Raw genomic sequence first — 19,785 nt, 5'->3', positions numbered from 1 at the left:
CTTTTTATAATATTATAAGGAGGTAGTATTATGAATAATATAGAAAAACTAAGAGAAATAATAAAGTCAAATGACAATATTGTATTTTTTGGTGGTGCTGGTGTTTCTACAGAATCTGATATTCCAGATTTTAGAAGTGCAAATGGTGTATTTAGCGTGGAACTTAATCGCCATTTTACTCCAGAACAGCTCGTATCAAGAACGATGTTTGTGAAGTATCCTGTAGATTTCTTTGATTTTTATAAGAAGCATTTGGTCTATCCTGATGCTAAACCGAATAAGGCACATTATTATTTAGCGGAGTTAGAAAAACAAGGTAAGTTAAAAGCTATTGTTACCCAAAATATAGACACACTTCATGAACAAGCAGGAAGTAAAAATGTTTTGAAACTACATGGAAGTGTGGATGCAAACTATTGTACGAAGTGTAAGTCTTTTTATAATTTAGAAGATTTCTTAGCTAAGACTGAAGAAATACCTAGTTGTGATAAATGTGGTGGGGTTATAAAACCTTATGTAACTCTTTATGAAGAAGAACTTGATATGACAGTATTTAATGCTGCTATTAACTTTATAGAAAAAGCTGATGTATTGATTATTGGCGGAACTTCATTAAGTGTTTATCCTGCTGCTAACTTATTGCATTATTTTAGAGGTAAGTATTTAATTGTTATTAATAAAACTTCTACACCACAGGATAATATGGCAGATCTTGTTATTAGTGGAAAAATCGGAGAGGTCTTCTCAAAATTAGAAGAAAGAGAAGGAGGAATGTAGATGTATTTATTTAGAAAATTAGCTTGGTTTATGAAGCTAGAAAAAAAACGATATTTAATAGGAATAATTGCTCTTATTCTAGTAAGTATTTTTAACTTGATTCCACCGAAAGTTATCGGTACAGTAATTGATAGAATTGAATCAGGTAATCTGACGAATGGACAGTTATTTTTAAATGTTGGTTATTTAGTATTAGCTGCTCTGGCTATGTATGCTCTTCGTTATGTTTGGCGTGTTTACATTTTTGGAGCTGCGTATAACTTAGGTCGTATTTTAAGATCGAGACTTTTTGAACATTTTACAAAAATGTCTCCTTCGTTCTTCCAAAAGTACCGTACTGGAGATTTAATGGCACATGCGACGAACGATATAAACTCTGTGGCAATGGTTGCAGGTGGAGGAGTAATGTCTGCGGTTGATGCAAGTATTACTGCACTAGTTACGCTGTTCACGATGATATTCTTAATAGATTTCAAATTAACTTTAATAGCGATTATTCCTTTACCATTTTTAGCGTATGCTACTAATTATATTGGTGATAAAAACTATGAAAGTTTTGAAGAAGCGCAAGAATCTTTTTCTGATTTGAATAATAAGGTTCAAGAGAGTGTTTCAGGTATAAAAGTTACGAAATCATTCGGTTATGGTAACGATGAAATTAAGAGTTTTAAAGAAGTTAATAAAAAAGTATTCGGAAAGAATGTTATTGCTGCTAAGTATAATTCTTTATTCGATCCAATGGTATTAATCTTCGTTGGATTATCTTATACACTTACGCTTGTTTTTGGTGGTATATTTGTTTCTAATGGAGAGTTATCTGTTGGTAAGTTAGTTACTTTCGTTACGTATCTTGATATGTTAGTATGGCCGCTTCAAGCGATAGGTTGGTTATATAATATCTCACAACGTGGTGAGGTATCTTATAAGCGTATTGAGAGTTTATTAGATGAAGTTAATGATGTTAATACTAATTTAAACAGTAAAGTTAAAGCTGAAAATGGAAGATTAGAGTATAATATCAACAACTTTGAATTTGAAGAAGGTAAGACTATATTGAAAGATATTAAGTTTGCTATTGAAAAAGGTCAAACCCTCGGTATTGTAGGTGTTACTGGTTCAGGTAAAACTACTTTACTAAGATTGTTACTAAGAGAATTTAATATTAAGTCGGGGAATATCCTACTTAATAATCGAGATATTGCTGACTACAGTCTAAGTGATTTAAGAAAACTTATTGGATATGTACCGCAAGACCAGGTACTATTCGCTATGTCGATTAAAGAAAATATTCGTTTTGCTAACCCTTTAATCGATGATAAAAAGGTAGAAGAAATTACGAAAATCTGTGGCTTATATGAGGATATAATGGCTATGCCTGAGAAGTTTGATACAATTGTCGGAGAAAAAGGTGTTAGTCTTTCTGGAGGTCAAAAACAACGTTTAGCTATGAGTCGTGCATTGATTATTAATCCAGAGATATTAATTCTTGATGATTCTTTATCTGCTGTTGATGCTAAGACGGAGCACATTATTTTAGAAAACTTAAAAGAACAACGTAGTGGTCAGACAAATATTATTACAGCTCACAGACTATCTGCGGTTGTTGAAGCTGACTTAATAATTGTTTTAGGTGATGATACTATTATTGAAAAAGGTACTCACGATGAGTTAATAGCAAATAACGGTTGGTATAAAGAGACTTATGAAAGTCAACAGATGGAAGAAAACTTGAAAGGAGGAAGTGAAGATGTCGAAAAGTAAAACATTTTTTAGATTAATGCGTTATATGTTCCGATATAAAGGGCTATCGGTATTAGCATTATTATTTATATTACTAACTTCTATAGTAGCGACAGCAATTCCTCTTTTAGCTCAGTATTATATTGATAACTTTATTACAAAAAATATTGCTAAAGCAGGGTTATATATATTAATAATTTATTTTGGGTTATTTATTCTAAGAGTAGTATTTACATTTTTAGGAGAATTCTACTTTGCAAGAGTAGCTCATAGTATAGTAAGAGATTTACGAAATGATAGTTTTAAAAACTTACAAAAATTAGGGATGTCTTATTTTGATAAGACTCCAGTAGGTTCTGTTGTATCAAGGTTAACTAATGATACACAAGCTGTTGCGGATATGTTTGGTACGATTTTCTCTAGTTTCTTAAATACTATTCTTATGTTTGTAGTAACACTTTCTGCGATGATTGCTTTAAGTTGGCAACTTACTATATATATGATCTTATTCATTCCTGTTATGGTTGGTTCTGTGTATATGTATCAGAAGTTATCTAGTAAACTTGTAGAAATTTCTCGAGCGAAAATTAGTGAGATGAATACTAAGTTGTCTGAGTCAATCGAAGGTATGAAGATAATTCAAGCATTTAACCAAGAACAACGTTTAATAGATGAATTTGGTGAGGTTAATAATGAGCATCTTCGTTATTATACTAAATCATTAAAAGTTGATAGTCTATTACTACGACCTGCGATGGCATTATTTAAAGTGTTAGCGTATGGGGTTATTGTTACATACTTTGGTCTAAGTTTTGAAAGTGCTGGCTTTACAGCCGGGATAATTTATGCATTTATTCAATATACGAATCAACTTTTCAATCCGTTAATTGAACTAATGCAAAATTTCTCAATTCTTCAAACTTCTATAATTTCTGCAGGACGTGTTTTCACACTTATAGATAATGAAGAATATGAGCCAGAACAAAGAGAAACTGATTATAAAATTTCTCGAGGTGATATTGAGTTTAAGAATGTTAGTTTCTCATATGATGGTAAGCGTGATGTACTTAAAAATATTTCCTTTAGTGTAAAAAATGGAGAAAGTATAGCATTTGTTGGAGCTACTGGTTCTGGTAAATCATCAATTATGAATCTTTTCCTAAGATTTTATGATTATGATAGAGGGGAAATCTTAATTGACGGTGTTGATATTAAAGATTATAGTTCTAAAGAATTAAGAAACAGTGTTGGATTAGTTCTTCAAGATCCGTTCTTATATCATGGGACTGTAGAGTCTAATATTAAGATGTATAATGAAAAATTAACAAGAGAAGATGTTATTGAAGCGGCTAAGTTCGTTGATGCACATAACTTTATTGATAAACTTGAAGATAAGTATGATAGTATAGTTACTGAAAGAGGGGCAACTTTTTCTAGTGGAGAAAGACAACTACTTACATTTGCTAGAACTATAGCAAGTAAACCGAAAATTCTAATTCTTGATGAAGCAACAGCGAATATTGATTCTGAAACAGAAGAATTGATTCAAAATTCGCTTGAAAAAATGAGAAAAGGTAGAACGACTATAGCGATTGCTCATAGATTATCTACTATACAAGATTCTAATTGCATCTATGTATTAGATAAAGGTGAGATTATCGAATCTGGAACACATGAAGAGTTAATAGCTTTAAAAGGTAATTATTATAAAATGTACCAACTGCAAGCCGGTATGTTAAATAAATAGATTTAAACTGGAAGTGAATTAAGTAGCTTCCAGTTTTTTTATGAAGAAGAAATGACTATATACAGTATGAGTTAACATAAATTTAAAGTGTTAATTATAATTGTGTAAATTTTATATTAAAAATAAATACTAATACATCAACACATCGATCTTATGTCTGTTTTCTTGCATTTAGTATGGAAAAAGCTTACAATTAATGTATTAATTATAAACAAAATTAATCTTAGTATCATATTATGAAAGAAGGGTATAAAGTTGAGAAAATATTTAGGGGAAAAATATAATAAGTTTTCGTTAAGAAAATTGACTGTTGGAGTTTGTTCTATGACGATAGGATCTTTTTTCTTAATGTCGACTGTTCAACCTGAAGATTATATAGTGAAGGCGGCAGATAATGCAATTATCCACTATAAATATGTAGGAGAAGATAAACTTACTGATAAAGAAAAGGAACTAATAAGAAAAGAAGTACCAAATGTTGTAAATAGTACGGAAGAGACATATTACTTAGTATTTAAACCAACTAAAACAACACAACTTAATAAATTACCTAATACTGGTTTAAATTATGGAGTAGGAAGTATGCTTCTAGGAGGTATGTTAGGTCTATTAGTGGTCGCTGTAGCAAAAGGTAAAAATAAAACACGCAAAATATTATCAATACTATTAGTTACGAGTATGGGAGCAACTACTCTAGAGCTACCTGTTCGTGCTATGGAAGACTTACAATTATCGGTTTACAACATGGATTATAACCTAAAAGTGGGTGATAAGTTACCAGAGATTTCTGCAATTCCTGGATATAGTTTTGTTGGCTTTATTAAAAATGAAGCTCAAACTAAAATAATAAAAGAAGATAGTAAAGAAAATGTTATTTCACAACAAAATGATAAAAATCAACCGCAGTTAAAAGAAATTACAAATACAAATGTAATAGATAATAAACAGGAAGCTAAAACAATACTAACTAATACTGACAAAAAAGAAAATAAAAAAGTATCAGAAAATAATAATAAAAAAGAAAACAAAAAAGTAATAGAGAATACAAATAAAAATGAGGATAGAAAAGTATTAGGGGTTAATACAGTGAATCCTCAAGATGAAGTTTTGGCTGGAAAGCTGACTAAACCTGAATTATTATATACTGATAAAATAGTAGAGACACCGATACAATATAATCAAGTTATAGAAAATAATAATCAGTTGCCTGAAGGAACAATAAGAGTAAAACGATATGGAAAAGTAGGTAAAAAGACTGAAGTTATAAGAGTATTTACTGTAGAAGGGAAAGAAGTTTCCAAAGAATTAATTTCTACTAATACAAAAGCACCAGTTTCAGAAATTATAGAAAAAGGAACGAAAAAGGCAGTTAGTACTATTACTCAAAAAGGTGAAAAATTAGTAAAACCTACTGTTGAAGTAAAACCTGAGTATAACGGGGTACAAGCCGGAGCGATAGTAGAACCAGCAAAAACAGAAGCGCCAAAAGAGTACACAGGAGTGCAGGCCGGAGCGATAGTAGAACCAGCAAAAGCAGAAGCACCGAAAGAGTACACAGGAGTGCAGGCCGGAGCTATAGTAGAACCGGAAAAAGCAGAAGCACCGAAAGAGTATACAGGAGTACAGGCTGGAGCAATAGTTGAACCCGAAAAAGTAGAGCCACAATACGGTGGAGTTACTTCTGGAGAATTAGTTGAACCAGAGAAAGTAGAACCGCCAAAAGAATATACGGGGGCACAAGCTGGAGCGATAGTAGAACCTGAGAAAGCAGAAGTGCCGAAAGAGTACACAGGAGTGCAAGCCGGAGCAATAGTAGAACCAGAAAAAGCGGAAGCACCGAAAGAGTATACAGGAGTGCAAGCTGGTGCAATTGTCGAACCAGAGAAAAGAGAAGCACCAAAAGAGTATACGGGAGTGCAGGCCGGAGCGATAGTAGAACCCGAAAAAATCGAGCCACCAAAAGAATATACTGGGAAAATAGAGCCACTGAAAACAGAAGATTCAAAACCTACTGTAGAAAATAGCAATACAGCAGAAATAAATAATGTTCCAAAAAATGCCAGTGCACTACTTAGAATGAATTTTATTAAAGGTAATCAAGCATTGTCTGGAACGGGATCAGCTACATTTATAGCGCCTAATGTATTGTTGACTGTAGCACATAATTTCATTAATAATTCTGCAGACAATAGTATGGGTGAATTTAGAGGAGACAAGGCTAAAAATACATATGAATGGCAAACGCCTGATGGACAAAAAGGTTCATTCACATCAGAGGACATTCACTTCTATAATCAAAAAGATTATCCAAAAGGATTTATCTATGATTTGGCTGTTGTTACCTTACCTCAATCTACAAGAAGACAACACGCGAACTTAGTAGAAAATTACTCGAAAGTAAATGTTAATGATAAGTTAAATGTTTATGGTTATCCTAGAGGAGAGTACACTCACTTAAAAGATACAACTGTTGAAATGGAACAAAAATATGCAAATAATACTTATGGTGTTCAGTACCAAGGTGGAAAAGCTGGTATGAGTGGTGGAGGAATCTTTAACTCTAAAGGAGAAGTGGTCGGACTTCATCAAAATGGTGCTGAGAACCGTTCAGGTGGATTAATACTATCTCCGACACAATTAGATTGGATTAGAAGTATAATAAAAGGAAAAGAAATTACACCTAACTATGATGCTCTAGAGCGTCATAAAGATGAGAAAAAAGATGATATTAAAGAAGAAAAGCAAGTTGATAAAAAATTAGAACTTAGAAATATATCTTCTGTTGAACTTTATTCAAAAGAGGGTAGTAAGTATCGACATGTAACATCACTTAACGATGTACCAAGTGACTCGACGAAATACTTTATGAAAGTTAAGTCAGAAAATTTCAAAGATATTATTTTACCAGTTACTGAAATTTCTAATGCTGAAAAAGATGGAAAAGAAGTATATAAAATAGTAGCTCATGCAGAAAATTTAATTCAACATGAAAATAATAATGTATTAGAAAATTATACGTATTACTTACCTAAGGCAGTAAAAAGCGAAAAAGGAGTTTATACATCATTCAAAAATCTAGTAGATGCTATGAATAATGATCCACATGGTACATTTCGTTTAGGAGCTACTATGGATGCTCGTGAAGTTGAACTTTCAGAGGGTCAAGAAAGTTATGTTAATAAAGATTTTAGTGGTAAATTAATTGGTGCGAACAAAGATAAACATTACGCTATATATAACCTGAAAAAACCGTTATTTAATACTTTAAGTAATGCCACTATTCAAGATCTTTCAATAAAAGAAGCTAATGTTTCTTCTAAAGAAGATGCTGCTACAATAGCGAAACAAGCGAATAATGGTACTACAATTACTAATGTTCATTCATCTGGTGTTATAGCTGGTGAACGTGGAATTGGTGGATTGGTTTCAAAAGTAGATAACTCTAGAATTTCTAATAGCAGTTTTACAGGTAGAATAACTAACACGTATGATACAACTGCAGGGTATGAAATTGGTGGTTTAGCAGGTAAACTTTCTGGTTCGCTTGCTTCTATAGAGAAATCAATAGCATCGATTGATATAGCATCTAATGCAAAATCAGGAGATCAAATTGTTGGTGGTATAGCCGGAGTTGTTGAGAAAAGTGCGACAATTAAGTATAGCTATGTTGAAGGAAATGTTAACAATGTGCGACACTTTGGAAAAGTTGGGGGAGTTGCTGGTAATCTTTGGGATAGAGATTCACAAGATGTAAGTAACTCAGGTAAACTATCAAATGTTTTAAGTGATGTTAACGTAACAAATGGTAATGCTATATCTGGTGATAATTTTGATAATATGAAAGAAGATTATGCTTATAGTAGTAAAGGTAATAAAGTAGTAAATGTAGTTCAAGTGGATGATGAACTTGTGACTAAAGATTCAGATGTACAAAGAGGTACGGTATTAGATGCTGATAAAGTAAAAGAGAAAAAAGCAGAATTGGTTACTAAACACAGCACTAAAGTAGAAGATTTTGATTTTACTTCAAGATACACTACTAATTACAATGAAGTAGCAGGTTATCAACAGTCGAGAGAACAAGTGTATAAAAATATTGAAAAATTACTTCCTTTCTATAACAGAGAAACAATAGTTAAGTATGGTAATTTAGTAGGGGGTAACAGTGATTTATTTACTAAAAAACTTTTATCAGTTGTTCCTATGAAAAATAATGAAGTAATAACTGATATTAATAAAAATAAACGTGAAATCAATAAATTATTGTTACATTTTGAAGGTAATAAATCACAAGTATTAAATATTACATATAAAGAGGATTTCTCTAAAGTTGCTGAGTATAATATAGAGGGTCAAGGATTATTATATACTCCTAATACGCTATTGCATGACTATAGTAATATTGTAAATAATGTTTTAACTGACTTGAATTCTGTACAATATGACTCTAATGCAGTTAAGAAAATATTAGATATCTCAGATAAAGTTAAAAATACGGAATTATACTTAGACGAGCAATTTGTTAAAACAAAAGCAAATATAAAAGATACTTTATCAAAACTTCTTTCTGCAGATGCCGCAGTAGCTGAAAATAACAATAAGATAATAGATAATTATGTAATTGAGAAAATTAAGAATAATAAGGAAGCGTTACTTTTAGGTTTAACATATCTAGAACGTTGGTATAATTTTAAATACGATAATGCAAGTGCAAAAGATTTAGTATTATATCATCTAGACTTCTTTGGTAAATCTAATAGTTCTGCATTAGATAATGTTATTGATTTAGGTAAATCTGGATTTAACAATTTATTAGCTAAAAATAATGTTATTACATATAATGTATTATTATCGAAAAATTATGGAACTGAAAGTTTATTTAAAGCATTAGAAGGTTATAGAAAAGTGTTCTTACCAAATGTTTCTAATAACGACTGGTTCAAAAAACAATCAAAAGCTTATATAGTAGAAGAAAAATCTAATATTAAGGAAGTAAGAGAAAAACAATCAGAACAAGGAACTGAGTATTCTATTGGGGTATATGATAGATTAACAAGTCCATCTTGGAAATATCAAAGTATGGTCTTACCGTTATTAACTTTACCAGAAGAAAAAATGGTGTTCATGATAGCGAATATTTCGACTATAGGTTTTGGTGCTTATGATAGATATAGAAGTCCTGAATATCCTAAGGGAGATAAATTAACTAAATTTGTAGAAGAAAATGCAAAAGAAGCGGCTAAACGATTTAGGGATCACTATGATTATTGGTACAAAATATTAGATCTGAAAGATAAAGATAAATTGTTTAGAAGTATTTTGGTATATGACTCTTTCAGATTTGGAAATGATAATAATAATGACGTTAGCCAAGCAGATTTCTCTACTAATCATCCTGCAATTAAACATTTCTTTGGACCAGCAGGTAATAATGTAGTTCATAATGCTAATGGTGCTTATGCAACAGGCGATGCATTCTATTATATGGCTTATCGTATGCTTGATAAGGCTGGTGCAGTAACATATACTCATGAAATGACGCATAACTCAGATAGAGAAATTTATCTTGGAGGATATGGAAGAAGAAGTGGATTAGGACCTGAGTTTTATGCAAAAGGATTACTTCAAGCTCCTGATCATCCAGATGATGCAACAATCACGATAAATTCTGTACTAAAATATGATGAAGCGGAAAATGCTAATAGACTACAAGTGAAAGATCCAACTCAACGATTCAATAGTGCAGAAGACTTGCGTAAATATATGCATAACTTATTTGATTTAGTTTATACACTTGAGAAATTAGAAGGAGAAGCAGTAGTTAATTTAGGTCCTAATGAGAAAGGTGATCTATTAAGGAAAATAGAGAATGAGTATAAACCTGATCCTGATGGAAATAATGTTTATGCAACAAATGTAGTCCGTAGATTAAAACATGATGAGCTTAATAAATTAACTTCTTTCAATAGTTTAATAGATAATGATATAATCACAAGAAGAGGGTATATTGATGAAGGTGAGTATAAACGAAATGGATACTATACAATCAATCTTTTCTCGCCAATATATTCTGCCTTAAGTAATGATAAAGGGACTCCGGGTGATTTAATGGGTCGTCGTATGGCGTTTGAACTATTAGCTGCAAAAGGATATAAAGAAGGTATGGTACCTTATATTTCTAACCAATATGAAAATGAAGCAAAAGCTAATGGAAGCAAAATTAATTCATACGGTAAGGAAGTAGGATTGGTAACTGATAAATTAGTGCTTAATAAGATATTTAATAACCAGTATTCATCTTGGGCTGATTTCAAAAAAGAAATGTATAAAGAACGAGAAAATAAATTCAATAAATTAACAAATATTAGCTTTATAAATCCTAATAATTGGGTACGTCAAGAGACGGTAACTATTGATAATATTAGTAAGTTAAGAAGTATAATATACGAAGCGGTTCAAAAAGATGCTGAAGATGATGTGGCAAAATTATACCCTGACACAAATAGTAGAGTTCTTAAACTAAAACGAGCAATCTTTAAAGCGTATCTTGATAAAACGAAAGATTTTAGAACTTCAATTTTTGGTGAAGAATAACATAGAGTATAATACGTTTAACAATAAGGATATGAGATTTTATGTCTTGTATCCTTATTTATATATAAAGAATAAATTTCTATTGTTATTTTGAATTATGTTATAATAGAACTAAAGTAATAAAAGGAGATTTAAATTATGATAAAAGTCGAAGTATGTGCAAATAGTGTTCAAGATTGTTTAATTGCACAAAGTGAAGGTGCTGATAGAATAGAATTAATAAGCGCAAGTTACCTAGGTGGGTTAACTCCTACTACTACAGTTTTGGATATGGTACTTGAAAGCGGAGTAGAAATTCCTATAATGGCGATGGTGAGACCAAGGGGAGGCGGTTTTTGCTATTCGAAACTAGAAAAAGAACAAATGTTTAGAGAAGCAAAAGAGCTTTTAAAACATGGTGCAAATGGGATTGTTTTTGGATTTCTTACTGAAGATAGGAAGATTGATTGGGTTGAAACTGAGAAGATGATAGAGCTTTGTGATAGTTTTGGAGCAGAGAGTGTCTTTCATAGAGCGTTTGACTGTTCAGATGAACCAGAGTATAACCTACAGCGTTTAATAGGTCTTGGTTGTACTAGAGTTTTAACAAGTGGACTAGGAGCGAATGTTAATAGGGGTGCTAAGTTGTTAAAATATCTTCAAGAAAAATTTGGCCAACATATAGAAATACTTGCAGGTGCTGGTATTTCAACGGACAATATCGAAAAAATTATTACTAAAACAGGGGTTACACAGGTGCATGGAACATTTAAAAAGTATGGAGTAGACGTAACGACAACTGCTGACGATGTAACTTATAGATACACAGAAAAAGGGGATTTTGAAGAAGTTGATCCTGTACAATTAGCAGAAGCGATAGAAATAGTTAGGAATATAAATAAGGAAGAGATTAATGTTTAGTAATATTCATCATATAGCGATTATTGGAACTAATTATCAAAAAACTAGAGAGTTTTATGTGGAGAAATTAGGATTTAAAGTAATAAGTGAGTATAATAGGAAAAATAAAAATGACATTATCATAAATGTACAACAGGGTGATTTGGTATTAGAAATTTTTATAAAAGAAGATGCACCAATTAGACCGAAAATGCCAAATCCAGAACATACAGGATTAAGACATTTGGCGTTTAAGGTAGATAATGTCGAGAAAATACTAGAAAAATTTGATGAACTTGGTATTGTTCATGAATCGTTAAGGTATGATGATTTTGATAATAAAAAGATGGCATTTTTCTTTGATCCAGATGGATTACCTTTAGAAATTCATGAGTAAAAATAATAAACTCCTAACCCTCTATGGGGAAGGAGTTTAATTTTACATCATTTTATATATCAATTTTTGTTCCGATATTTGATTTTATGGCCTCTTTTATTATATAGTCGGCACATGCTATATCTAATACAGCACTCCCAACTGATTTGAAGATTGTAATTTCATCTTTACTAGTTCGACCTTCAATAGAATTCAAAACTAGTTCTCCAAGTTCTCCTTTGAAATCTCCGTGAGAAATTAGTTCGTTTTCTAGAGGCTGAAGTATGTCACCAGCTTCACTAAGAACACCGTCTTTTGTATCGAAGTAAATTTTATTGTTAGAATTTATTATCTCAGAAGGAAGTTCAACCATATCGTAAGTAAATGATCCTATCCCATTAATATGAACGCCTTGTTTTAAGTGTTTTGCAGAGAAGGTTGGTGTCGTAGAAGTTGTTACTGTGGTAATTATATCTGAATCAATTGTTGCATCATTAACATTTTCGTAAGCGATAATAACTGTATCGAAATTGTTCAGTTCTTCCTTTAGCTTTTCTACAAATTTTTTAGTTTTATCAAAATTTCTGGCAACAACTCTGAGTTCTGATAGATTTCTAACTGTTAGTAAAGCTCGAGCTTGTTCAAAAGCTTGACCACCAGTTCCTATTAATGTTGCGATTTTGCTATCTTTATTGGATAATAAATCAGTAGCAGCACCTTGTAAAGCAGCAGTTCGTAAAGCTGTTAAATAAGTTCCATCTATTATTCCATTTACTATACCTGTCTTTTCGTCTAAAGTAATCATAGTAGAAGGAACAGAAGGCAAGCTTATTAAAGAATTATCAGGATAAACCGATACTATTTTTATTCCAATGTTATCTGATTCAGAAGATATTTTTCCTGGCATAAAAAGTACTTGTCCATTATTTCTTTCAGATATAATAGGAGTTCTCAACGGAATATCTGTCTTATTTAAACAATAGTTTTTTGTGGCTTCTTTACAAATTTCAATCGCTTTTTTCATAGTAATACATTTTTGTACATTTTCTTTATTTAGAATTATCATAATTGTATTCTCCCAGTCTGTTTATTTATAATTTAATTATATCATGATGAGAGAAGTATAGTAAGAGATAGCTGAGATATAAGAATAATATAATAAAACATCCGCGTTTGTAGTTAAATGTATAATTAATTTAGATTACTATTAGAATAAGTGTTTTGGATTGAACTATAAAAAATATCTTAAAAAGTTCTTGACATAATTTGATGGAAAATGTATAATAAATATTGTTGTTAAATATGGCGGCTGTGGCGAAGTGGTTAACGCATCGGATTGTGGTTCCGACATTCGGGGGTTCGATTCCCCTCAGCCGCCCCATTAAAATTAAATACAATAAGGCGGCTTAGCCAAGTGGTAAGGCACGGGTCTGCAAAACCTTGATCACCGGTTCAAATCCGGTAGCCGCCTCCAATTTTAATCATCTTTTTAAAGGTGTTTTTTTTATGCCTAAATTACGGTTTTTATTATATTCTTTATTATAGATTATTCAAATATTTGAAAATTTATTAGTAATTACCGAACATTTTTTCTTTAAACAGCAAAATTTCTGTTAAATTTTTCTGTTATTTAAATTTAAGGTAGATATATTAATTTTTTTGTGATAAAATTATATCAAATTAATAAAATATACCGAGGAGGAAATAATATGAAGAAAATATTATTGGCGTTATTTAGTTTTATTTTTGTCTTCTCTATCGTAGGATGTTCTACTAAAACTGAGACGAAAAAGGAAGAGAAAGTTATTAAGATGGGATTTGTTCCTCTAAAAAATAGTGAGAAGTTAGTAGAAGATCTTAAGCCGATTTCTGATTATCTATCTGAAAGATTAGGAGTAAAAGTAGAAGCTTTTACTGCAAGTAATTATATAGGGGTAGTTGAAGGTTTAGGTAGTGGAAGTGTTGATTTTGGTATTATCCCTCCATTTTCATCTTTACTTGCTCAAAAACAAAGTAATGCAAAACCGATTTTAACATCTAAGGGGAAAACAGGGAAACCTGGTTATACTGCTGAACTATATGTAAGAAAAGACTCAGGTATTAAATCTCTTCAAGATGTTAAAGGTAAAAAAGTAGCATTTGTTGATCCTTCATCTTCATCAGGATATATCTATCCGGGTGCTATGTTAGTAAATGCTGGTCTTAACTTAGATAAGGATATTAGTTATCAATTCAGTGGTGGACATGATAAGAGCTTACAACTTCTTCTTAACAAGGATGTTGATGTAATCGCAACATTTGATGGAGTTGAAGATAGATATGCTAAAGACTTCCCTCAAGCTAAAACTGATATTCAAAAATTAGCAACAAGTGATATGATTCCAGGTATTATGGTTACGACTTCTAGTAAGATGGATAAAGAGCTTCAAGAAAAATTAGAGAAGGCTCTTAGAGATATTGAAAAAGATCCAAAAATGAAAGAAATGTTCACTAAGATGTTCAGTATCACAGGATTTACTGATGTGGATCAAGATGCATATAAAAAAGTTGAAGCTACAGCAAAAGTTATGAATGTAGATTTAGATAAAGTAAAATAATAGATAGAATGAACTTGGTACTACTAGTGCCAAGTTTTTCTTTTAATTAAAGATATAAACCCATCAATTAAATAAAACACTTGAGATTTTTTTCGTTTAATTTTATAATAAAATAATCAATCAGGAGTGTGAATGTAATGTACGCGTATATTAAAGGTAAAATTTCGGAAGTAAATCCGTCTAATATAGTGGTAGATAACAATGGGATAGGCTATGAAGTTGTAGTAGCTAATCCATATGAATATCACTTGAATGAAGAAAGAACTGTATTTATTAGCCAACAAGTAAGAGAAGATTCAAATGTTCTTTATGGTTTTTCAAATAAAGAACAAAAGAAAGTCTTTTTACTTCTATTAAAAGTCAAAGGTGTAGGACCGAAAAGTGCTTTAGCTATTTTAGCTGGTGGTACTAGTGAAGAAATTATTGGAGCTATTGAAAATCAAGATGCTGTTTATTTAACTAAGTTTCCTGGAATTGGGAAAAAATCAGCTCAGCAAATTATTCTTGATTTACAAGGTAAGGTTGATTTTAGTATGACGAATATAAGCAGTGCACCAAAGGCTGTTAATAATTATCTAAGTGATGCAATCCTTGCTCTAGAAGCACTAGGATATAGTAAAAAAGAACTTACAAAAATTGAGAAGAAACTTTCTACTCATCAGTTTGACGGTGTAGATGAATATGTAAAACAAGGATTAAAACTATTGATGAATGCATAGTAGGTGAAAGGAGGAAATTATGGAAGATAGAATGGTATCAGCTAGTCAAAACTTTGGTGAAGAACGTGAAGAACAGTCTTTAAGACCAAAATTTTTAAGTCAGTACATAGGGCAAGAACAAATTAAGAGTAATTTGAAAATATTTATAGAAGCTGCGAAATTACGTGGTGAGGTGCTAGACCATTGTTTATTATATGGGCCTCCAGGATTAGGGAAAACAACACTTGCGACAATTATTGCAAATGAAATGGAAGTAGGTATTAAGTATACTTCTGGACCTGCAATAGAAAAATCTGGGGATTTAGCAGCGATTTTAACTAGTTTAGAACCGGGCGATGTTCTTTTTATTGATGAAATACATCGAATTAGTAGATCAATTGAGGAAATATTATATTCAGCTATGGAAGATTTTTATCTTGATATTGTAATAGGAAAAGGTGAAGAATCACGAAGTATTAGAATTGAGCTTCCTCCTTTTACGTTAGTAGGAGCGACAACTAGGGCTGGGGCTTTAACAGCACCTCTTAGGGATAGATTCGGAGTGCATTGTCGTTTAGAGTTCTATACTATTAGTGAACTTCAAAATATCATAGAACGAACTTCAGATATTTTTGAATGTGATATAGATGAAGAGAGTTCTTACGAAATTGCTATGAGATCTCGTGGTACACCTCGTATTGCAAATAGGTTATTAAAACGTGTTAGGGATTTTGCACAAGTTAAGAATGATGGTGTAATAGCAAAAAATTTAGCGATAGAATCATTAGATTTGCTTCAAGTTGATGCTAAAGGACTTGATAATATTGATTATAAAATTTTAGAATGTCTAATTAAACGATATGATGGTCGTGCTGTTGGATTAGAGACTATCGCTGTAACAATAGGAGAAGAAAGTATAACTATTGAAGATGTATATGAACCTTATCTAGTAAAGGAAGGGTTCATTGAGCGTACTCCAAGAGGACGTCGTGCAACACCTAAAGCATACCAACATTTAGGGATAAATTATAAAGGTTAATAATAATAAAACATGGATGTAAATTGCTATGAGCTCAAAAGTATAAGTAATTAATATCCGTGTTTTTAATTTATTGATAATGCTTTTTAATTAGTAATGATATTAATTGTAAAAAATTAAAAAGTATATTAAACTTGTTTAGTAAAATATTAGAAATATTAGAAGGATTGAATTCGTATGATCGATAGTAAACAATTTATAAACACAAGACATAAAAATCAAAAAATAAATTATGATAATGTCTTAAAGGAATTAATAAAAGAGTGGGAAAAAACAAATTTTAGACCGAAGATTCTTATTCACTCTTGTTGTGCACCTTGTAGTACTTATGTACTTGAGTATTTATCAGAGATAAGTGACATAACTATATTTTTCTCAAATTCAAATATTCATCCGAAAGAAGAATATATTAAACGTATGCTTGTACAAAAAGATTTTGTTGAAGAGTTTAATAAAAGAAATGATAAGAAAATTAAGTTCTTAGCTGATGAGTATGCACCAAGTAAATTTATTAGTGCAGTAAAAGGTCATGAAGAAGATAGAGAAGGTGGAGATAGATGTCATATTTGTTATGAAATGCGTTTAGATTCATCAGCTCAAAAAGCAGAGGAGTTAGGATATGATTATTTTGCATCTGCATTAACTCTAAGTCCTAAGAAAAATGCAACTGTAATTAATGAAGCTGGATATGTTCTTCAGGAGCAAGTGTCAATTTATTATTTACCTTCAGATTTTAAAAAGAATAATGGATATAAGAGATCTGTAGAAATGTGTAATGATTATAATATTTATAGACAATGTTATTGCGGATGCGTCTTTGCAGCAAAAGATCAAGGGATTGATTTTAAAGAAGTAAATAAAAATGCTCGTGAGTTTAATAGAAATCATGAAGATTATGAAAAATTTAAATCAATTATTAAGGTTGGTGGAGAGTTAGTATAATAAATTTGTTATATAGTTTACAATATAACAATAAATATATAATGATTTTAAATTATTTCAGCATAATATAATATAAAAAAGTATCGTTACTTCTCTTGTAATTGATACTTTTTTAGTATATTTGACTATTTTTTTGATTTTAATATTGAAAATCAGTTTTCATATTTTTTCATTAGTTTCAATGCGATTGCTTACTATAGGAAAAGAAATGGTTTTCTTTGTTATAGAATACATATGATATTTAAAGGTGAATGAGTACAAAACACTTGTAAATATTGCTTTCATATGGTATTATTTGAATGTAAATATTTTTTTAAATAAAAGGAGACATAACTATGTTACAAAAAGAATTTAAAGTAATCGACGAAACAGGAATCCACGCTAGACCAGCAACTTTATTAGTACAAGCTGCTTCTAAATTCCAATCAAACATCGAATTAGAATTCAACGGACGTAAAGTTAACTTAAAATCAATCATGGGTGTTATGAGTCTTGGAGTTGGAAAAGACGCTGATATCGTAATCTACGCTGACGGAGCTGACGAAGCAGAAGCATTAGCAGCTTTAGAAGAAACAATGAAGAAAGAAGGATTAGCATAAAATGTTACAACTAAAAGGTATTGCAGCTTCTCAAGGGATATCTTTTGCTAAAGCATACATTTTTGTTGAGCCTGATTTAACAGTTAAAGAAGTTAAAGTTCAAGACGTTGATACTGAAGTTAAACGTTTTGAAGATGCAATTGAAATTTCTAAAAAAGAATTAACTATTATTAAAGATAAAGCTCACGAAAATCTAGGTGCTGATAAAGCGGCGATTTTTGAAGCTCACTTATTAATTCTAGAAGACCCAGAATTCATGGGAACTGTTAAAACTGATATTCAATCAAAAGAAATTAATGCTGAATACGCATTAAAAGAAACTTCAGACATGTTTGTTTCTATGTTTGAAGCAATGGATAATGACTACATGAAAGAACGTGCAGCTGATATTCGTGACGTTTCAAAACGTATTTTAGCTCACTTACTAGGTGTAGATTTACCAAACCCAAGTTTAATTGATGAAGAAGTAATCGTTATTGCTGAAGACTTAACTCCATCTGATACTGCGCAACTTAACAAACAATTTGTTAAAGGATTTGCAACTAACATTGGTGGACGTACTTCTCACTCAGCTATCATGGCTAGATCATTAGAAATTCCTGCAGTAGTAGGAACTAGTACAATTACTGAAGAAGTTAAAAATGGAGATATCTTAATTCTTGACGGATTAGAAGGTGTTGTATATGTAAACCCAGATGAAGCTACTACAGCTGAATTAAAAGAAAAACACGCTAAATTTGAAGCTCAAAAAGCTGAATGGGCTAAATTAGTAACAGAGAAATCTGTAACTCAAGATGGACATGAAGTTCTTTTAGCTGCAAACATTGGTACACCTGCTGACTTAGAAGGTGTAAACAACAATGGTGGGGAAGCTGTTGGTTTATATCGTACAGAGTTCCTATACATGGGACGTGATCAACTACCTACTGAAGATGAACAATTCGAAGCTTACAAAGCTGTATTAGAAGGAATGGGTGATAAACCTGTTGTTGTTCGTACTTTAGATATCGGTGGAGATAAAGAATTACCATACTTAGATTTACCAAAAGAAATGAACCCATTCTTAGGGTTTAGAGCTATCCGTCTTTGTCTAGAAGAAAAAGACTTATTCAGAACTCAACTTAGAGCATTATTACGTGCTTCTGTTTACGGTAAACTTTGTGTAATGTTCCCAATGATCGCTACAGTTCAAGAATTTAGAGCTGCTAAAGCTTTATTCTTAGAAGAAAAAGAAAAATTAGTAGCTGAAGGTGTTGCAGTAAGTAACGATATCGAATTAGGTATCATGGTTGAGATTCCATCAACTGCTGTTATTGCTGATATTTTCGCTAAAGAAGTTGACTTCTTCTCAATTGGTACTAACGACTTAGTTCAATATACTATGGCTGCAGACCGTATGAGTGAAAAAGTTTCATACTTATACCAACCATATAACCCAGCAATCTTACGTCTTGTGAAAAATGTTATTGAAGCATCTCACAATGAAGGTAAATGGACTGGAATGTGTGGGGAAATGGCAGGAGATAGCTTAGCTATTCCATTACTATTAGGTATGGGATTAGATGAATTCTCAATGTCAGCTACTTCAATTCTTCAAGCGCGTAGCCAAATCAAAAACTTATCATTAGAAAAAATGAAAGAGTTAGTTGATAAAGCTATTATGTGTTCAACAACTGAAGAAGTATTAGCATTAGTAGAAGAATATACAAAATAATGTAATTTAAGAAAGGTTTTTGGTTATACCAAGAACCTTTTTATATTTTAATAACATGTAAACAATAATTAATTTTAAATAAT

General features: G+C 31.3%; 13 protein-coding genes and 2 tRNA genes. 14 read left to right on the top strand and 1 reads right to left on the bottom strand.

Features of this window, described 5'->3' with window-relative positions; translation table 11 throughout:
• The first annotated feature begins 30 nt into the window (after positions 1-30).
• The 6 genes from PNO30_RS01885 to PNO30_RS01860 all read left to right on the top strand — a co-directional run bounded on the left by PNO30_RS01885 (position 31) and on the right by PNO30_RS01860 (position 12,134).
• A complete protein-coding gene (locus tag PNO30_RS01885) occupies positions 31-777 on the top strand; it encodes an NAD-dependent protein deacylase (protein ID WP_271986951.1) in 747 nt (248 codons plus the stop codon).
• Positions 778-2,538, top strand: a complete 1,761-nt coding sequence (locus PNO30_RS01880) for an ABC transporter ATP-binding protein (protein ID WP_271986950.1) — start codon at positions 778-780, stop codon at positions 2,536-2,538.
• Complete coding sequence (locus tag PNO30_RS01875; protein WP_271986949.1) at positions 2,525-4,264, top strand: ABC transporter ATP-binding protein; 1,740 nt, start codon at positions 2,525-2,527, stop codon at positions 4,262-4,264. Before PNO30_RS01880 ends, PNO30_RS01875 begins: the two co-directional genes overlap by 14 nt.
• 255 nt (positions 4,265-4,519) lie before the next feature.
• Positions 4,520-10,858 (top strand): ZmpA/ZmpB/ZmpC family metallo-endopeptidase, encoded by a 6,339-nt coding sequence (locus tag PNO30_RS01870; RefSeq protein WP_271986948.1) that lies wholly within the window; start codon positions 4,520-4,522, stop codon positions 10,856-10,858.
• A 138-nt stretch (positions 10,859-10,996) separates the two neighbouring features.
• Complete coding sequence (locus tag PNO30_RS01865) at positions 10,997-11,758, top strand: copper homeostasis protein CutC (RefSeq protein ID WP_271986947.1); 762 nt, start codon at positions 10,997-10,999, stop codon at positions 11,756-11,758.
• Complete coding sequence (locus PNO30_RS01860; RefSeq protein WP_271986946.1) at positions 11,751-12,134, top strand: VOC family protein; 384 nt, start codon at positions 11,751-11,753, stop codon at positions 12,132-12,134. Before PNO30_RS01865 ends, PNO30_RS01860 begins: the two co-directional genes overlap by 8 nt.
• A 52-nt stretch (positions 12,135-12,186) precedes the next feature.
• Here PNO30_RS01860 and PNO30_RS01855 read toward each other — a convergent pair whose 3' ends face one another.
• Positions 12,187-13,179 carry an ornithine cyclodeaminase family protein gene (locus PNO30_RS01855; RefSeq protein ID WP_271986945.1) on the bottom strand — a complete coding sequence of 331 codons (993 nt, stop codon included), beginning with the start codon at positions 13,177-13,179 and terminating at the stop codon, positions 12,187-12,189.
• 239 nt (positions 13,180-13,418) lie between these two features.
• Here PNO30_RS01855 and PNO30_RS01850 point away from each other — a divergent pair.
• The 8 genes from PNO30_RS01850 to ptsP all read left to right on the top strand — a co-directional run bounded on the left by PNO30_RS01850 (position 13,419) and on the right by ptsP (position 19,702).
• Positions 13,419-13,494 (top strand) — tRNA-His (locus tag PNO30_RS01850).
• Positions 13,495-13,513: 19 nt separating this feature from the next.
• Positions 13,514-13,587, top strand: a tRNA-Cys gene (locus tag PNO30_RS01845).
• Positions 13,588-13,822: 235 nt separating this feature from the next.
• Positions 13,823-14,710, top strand: coding sequence for a phosphate/phosphite/phosphonate ABC transporter substrate-binding protein (locus PNO30_RS01840; protein ID WP_271986944.1), 888 nt, complete (start codon positions 13,823-13,825; stop codon positions 14,708-14,710).
• A gap of 137 nt (positions 14,711-14,847) precedes the next feature.
• Entirely contained in the window at positions 14,848-15,429 is a 582-nt protein-coding gene (gene ruvA / locus PNO30_RS01835) for a Holliday junction branch migration protein RuvA (protein ID WP_271986943.1), read from the top strand.
• Positions 15,430-15,448: 19 nt separating this feature from the next.
• Complete coding sequence (gene ruvB, locus PNO30_RS01830; protein WP_271986942.1) at positions 15,449-16,447, top strand: Holliday junction branch migration DNA helicase RuvB; 999 nt, start codon at positions 15,449-15,451, stop codon at positions 16,445-16,447.
• Positions 16,448-16,624: 177 nt separating this feature from the next.
• A complete protein-coding gene (locus tag PNO30_RS01825; RefSeq protein ID WP_271966362.1) occupies positions 16,625-17,389 on the top strand; it encodes an epoxyqueuosine reductase QueH in 765 nt (254 codons plus the stop codon).
• A 335-nt stretch (positions 17,390-17,724) separates the two neighbouring features.
• On the top strand, positions 17,725-17,988 hold the full coding sequence (locus PNO30_RS01820) for a phosphocarrier protein HPr (protein WP_003145399.1): 264 nt from the start codon (positions 17,725-17,727) through the stop codon (positions 17,986-17,988).
• A 1-nt stretch (position 17,989) separates the two neighbouring features.
• A complete protein-coding gene (gene ptsP / locus PNO30_RS01815) occupies positions 17,990-19,702 on the top strand; it encodes a phosphoenolpyruvate--protein phosphotransferase (RefSeq protein ID WP_271986941.1) in 1,713 nt (570 codons plus the stop codon).
• Positions 19,703-19,785 lie beyond the last annotated feature (83 nt).

The sequence above is a fragment of the Gemella haemolysans genome, from assembly GCF_028308085.1.
GTDB classification, from domain to species: Bacteria; Bacillota; Bacilli; order Staphylococcales; family Gemellaceae; genus Gemella; species Gemella haemolysans_D.
Note: the sequence above shows the minus strand (reverse complement) of the source record. Positions and strands in the feature narration are given on the sequence as shown.

Coding starts and splice junctions, on each gene's coding strand:
- PNO30_RS01855 (WP_271986945.1), bottom strand. CDS start 13,179: ATGATAATTCTAAATAAAGAAAATGTACAAAAATGTATTACTATGAAA.
- PNO30_RS01880 (WP_271986950.1), top strand. CDS start 778: ATGTATTTATTTAGAAAATTAGCTTGGTTTATGAAGCTAGAAAAAAAA.
- PNO30_RS01820 (WP_003145399.1), top strand. CDS start 17,725: ATGTTACAAAAAGAATTTAAAGTAATCGACGAAACAGGAATCCACGCT.
- PNO30_RS01885 (WP_271986951.1), top strand. CDS start 31: ATGAATAATATAGAAAAACTAAGAGAAATAATAAAGTCAAATGACAAT.
- PNO30_RS01840 (WP_271986944.1), top strand. CDS start 13,823: ATGAAGAAAATATTATTGGCGTTATTTAGTTTTATTTTTGTCTTCTCT.
- PNO30_RS01825 (WP_271966362.1), top strand. CDS start 16,625: ATGATCGATAGTAAACAATTTATAAACACAAGACATAAAAATCAAAAA.
- PNO30_RS01875 (WP_271986949.1), top strand. CDS start 2,525: ATGTCGAAAAGTAAAACATTTTTTAGATTAATGCGTTATATGTTCCGA.
- ruvA (WP_271986943.1), top strand. CDS start 14,848: ATGTACGCGTATATTAAAGGTAAAATTTCGGAAGTAAATCCGTCTAAT.
- PNO30_RS01865 (WP_271986947.1), top strand. CDS start 10,997: ATGATAAAAGTCGAAGTATGTGCAAATAGTGTTCAAGATTGTTTAATT.
- ruvB (WP_271986942.1), top strand. CDS start 15,449: ATGGAAGATAGAATGGTATCAGCTAGTCAAAACTTTGGTGAAGAACGT.
- ptsP (WP_271986941.1), top strand. CDS start 17,990: ATGTTACAACTAAAAGGTATTGCAGCTTCTCAAGGGATATCTTTTGCT.
- PNO30_RS01860 (WP_271986946.1), top strand. CDS start 11,751: ATGTTTAGTAATATTCATCATATAGCGATTATTGGAACTAATTATCAA.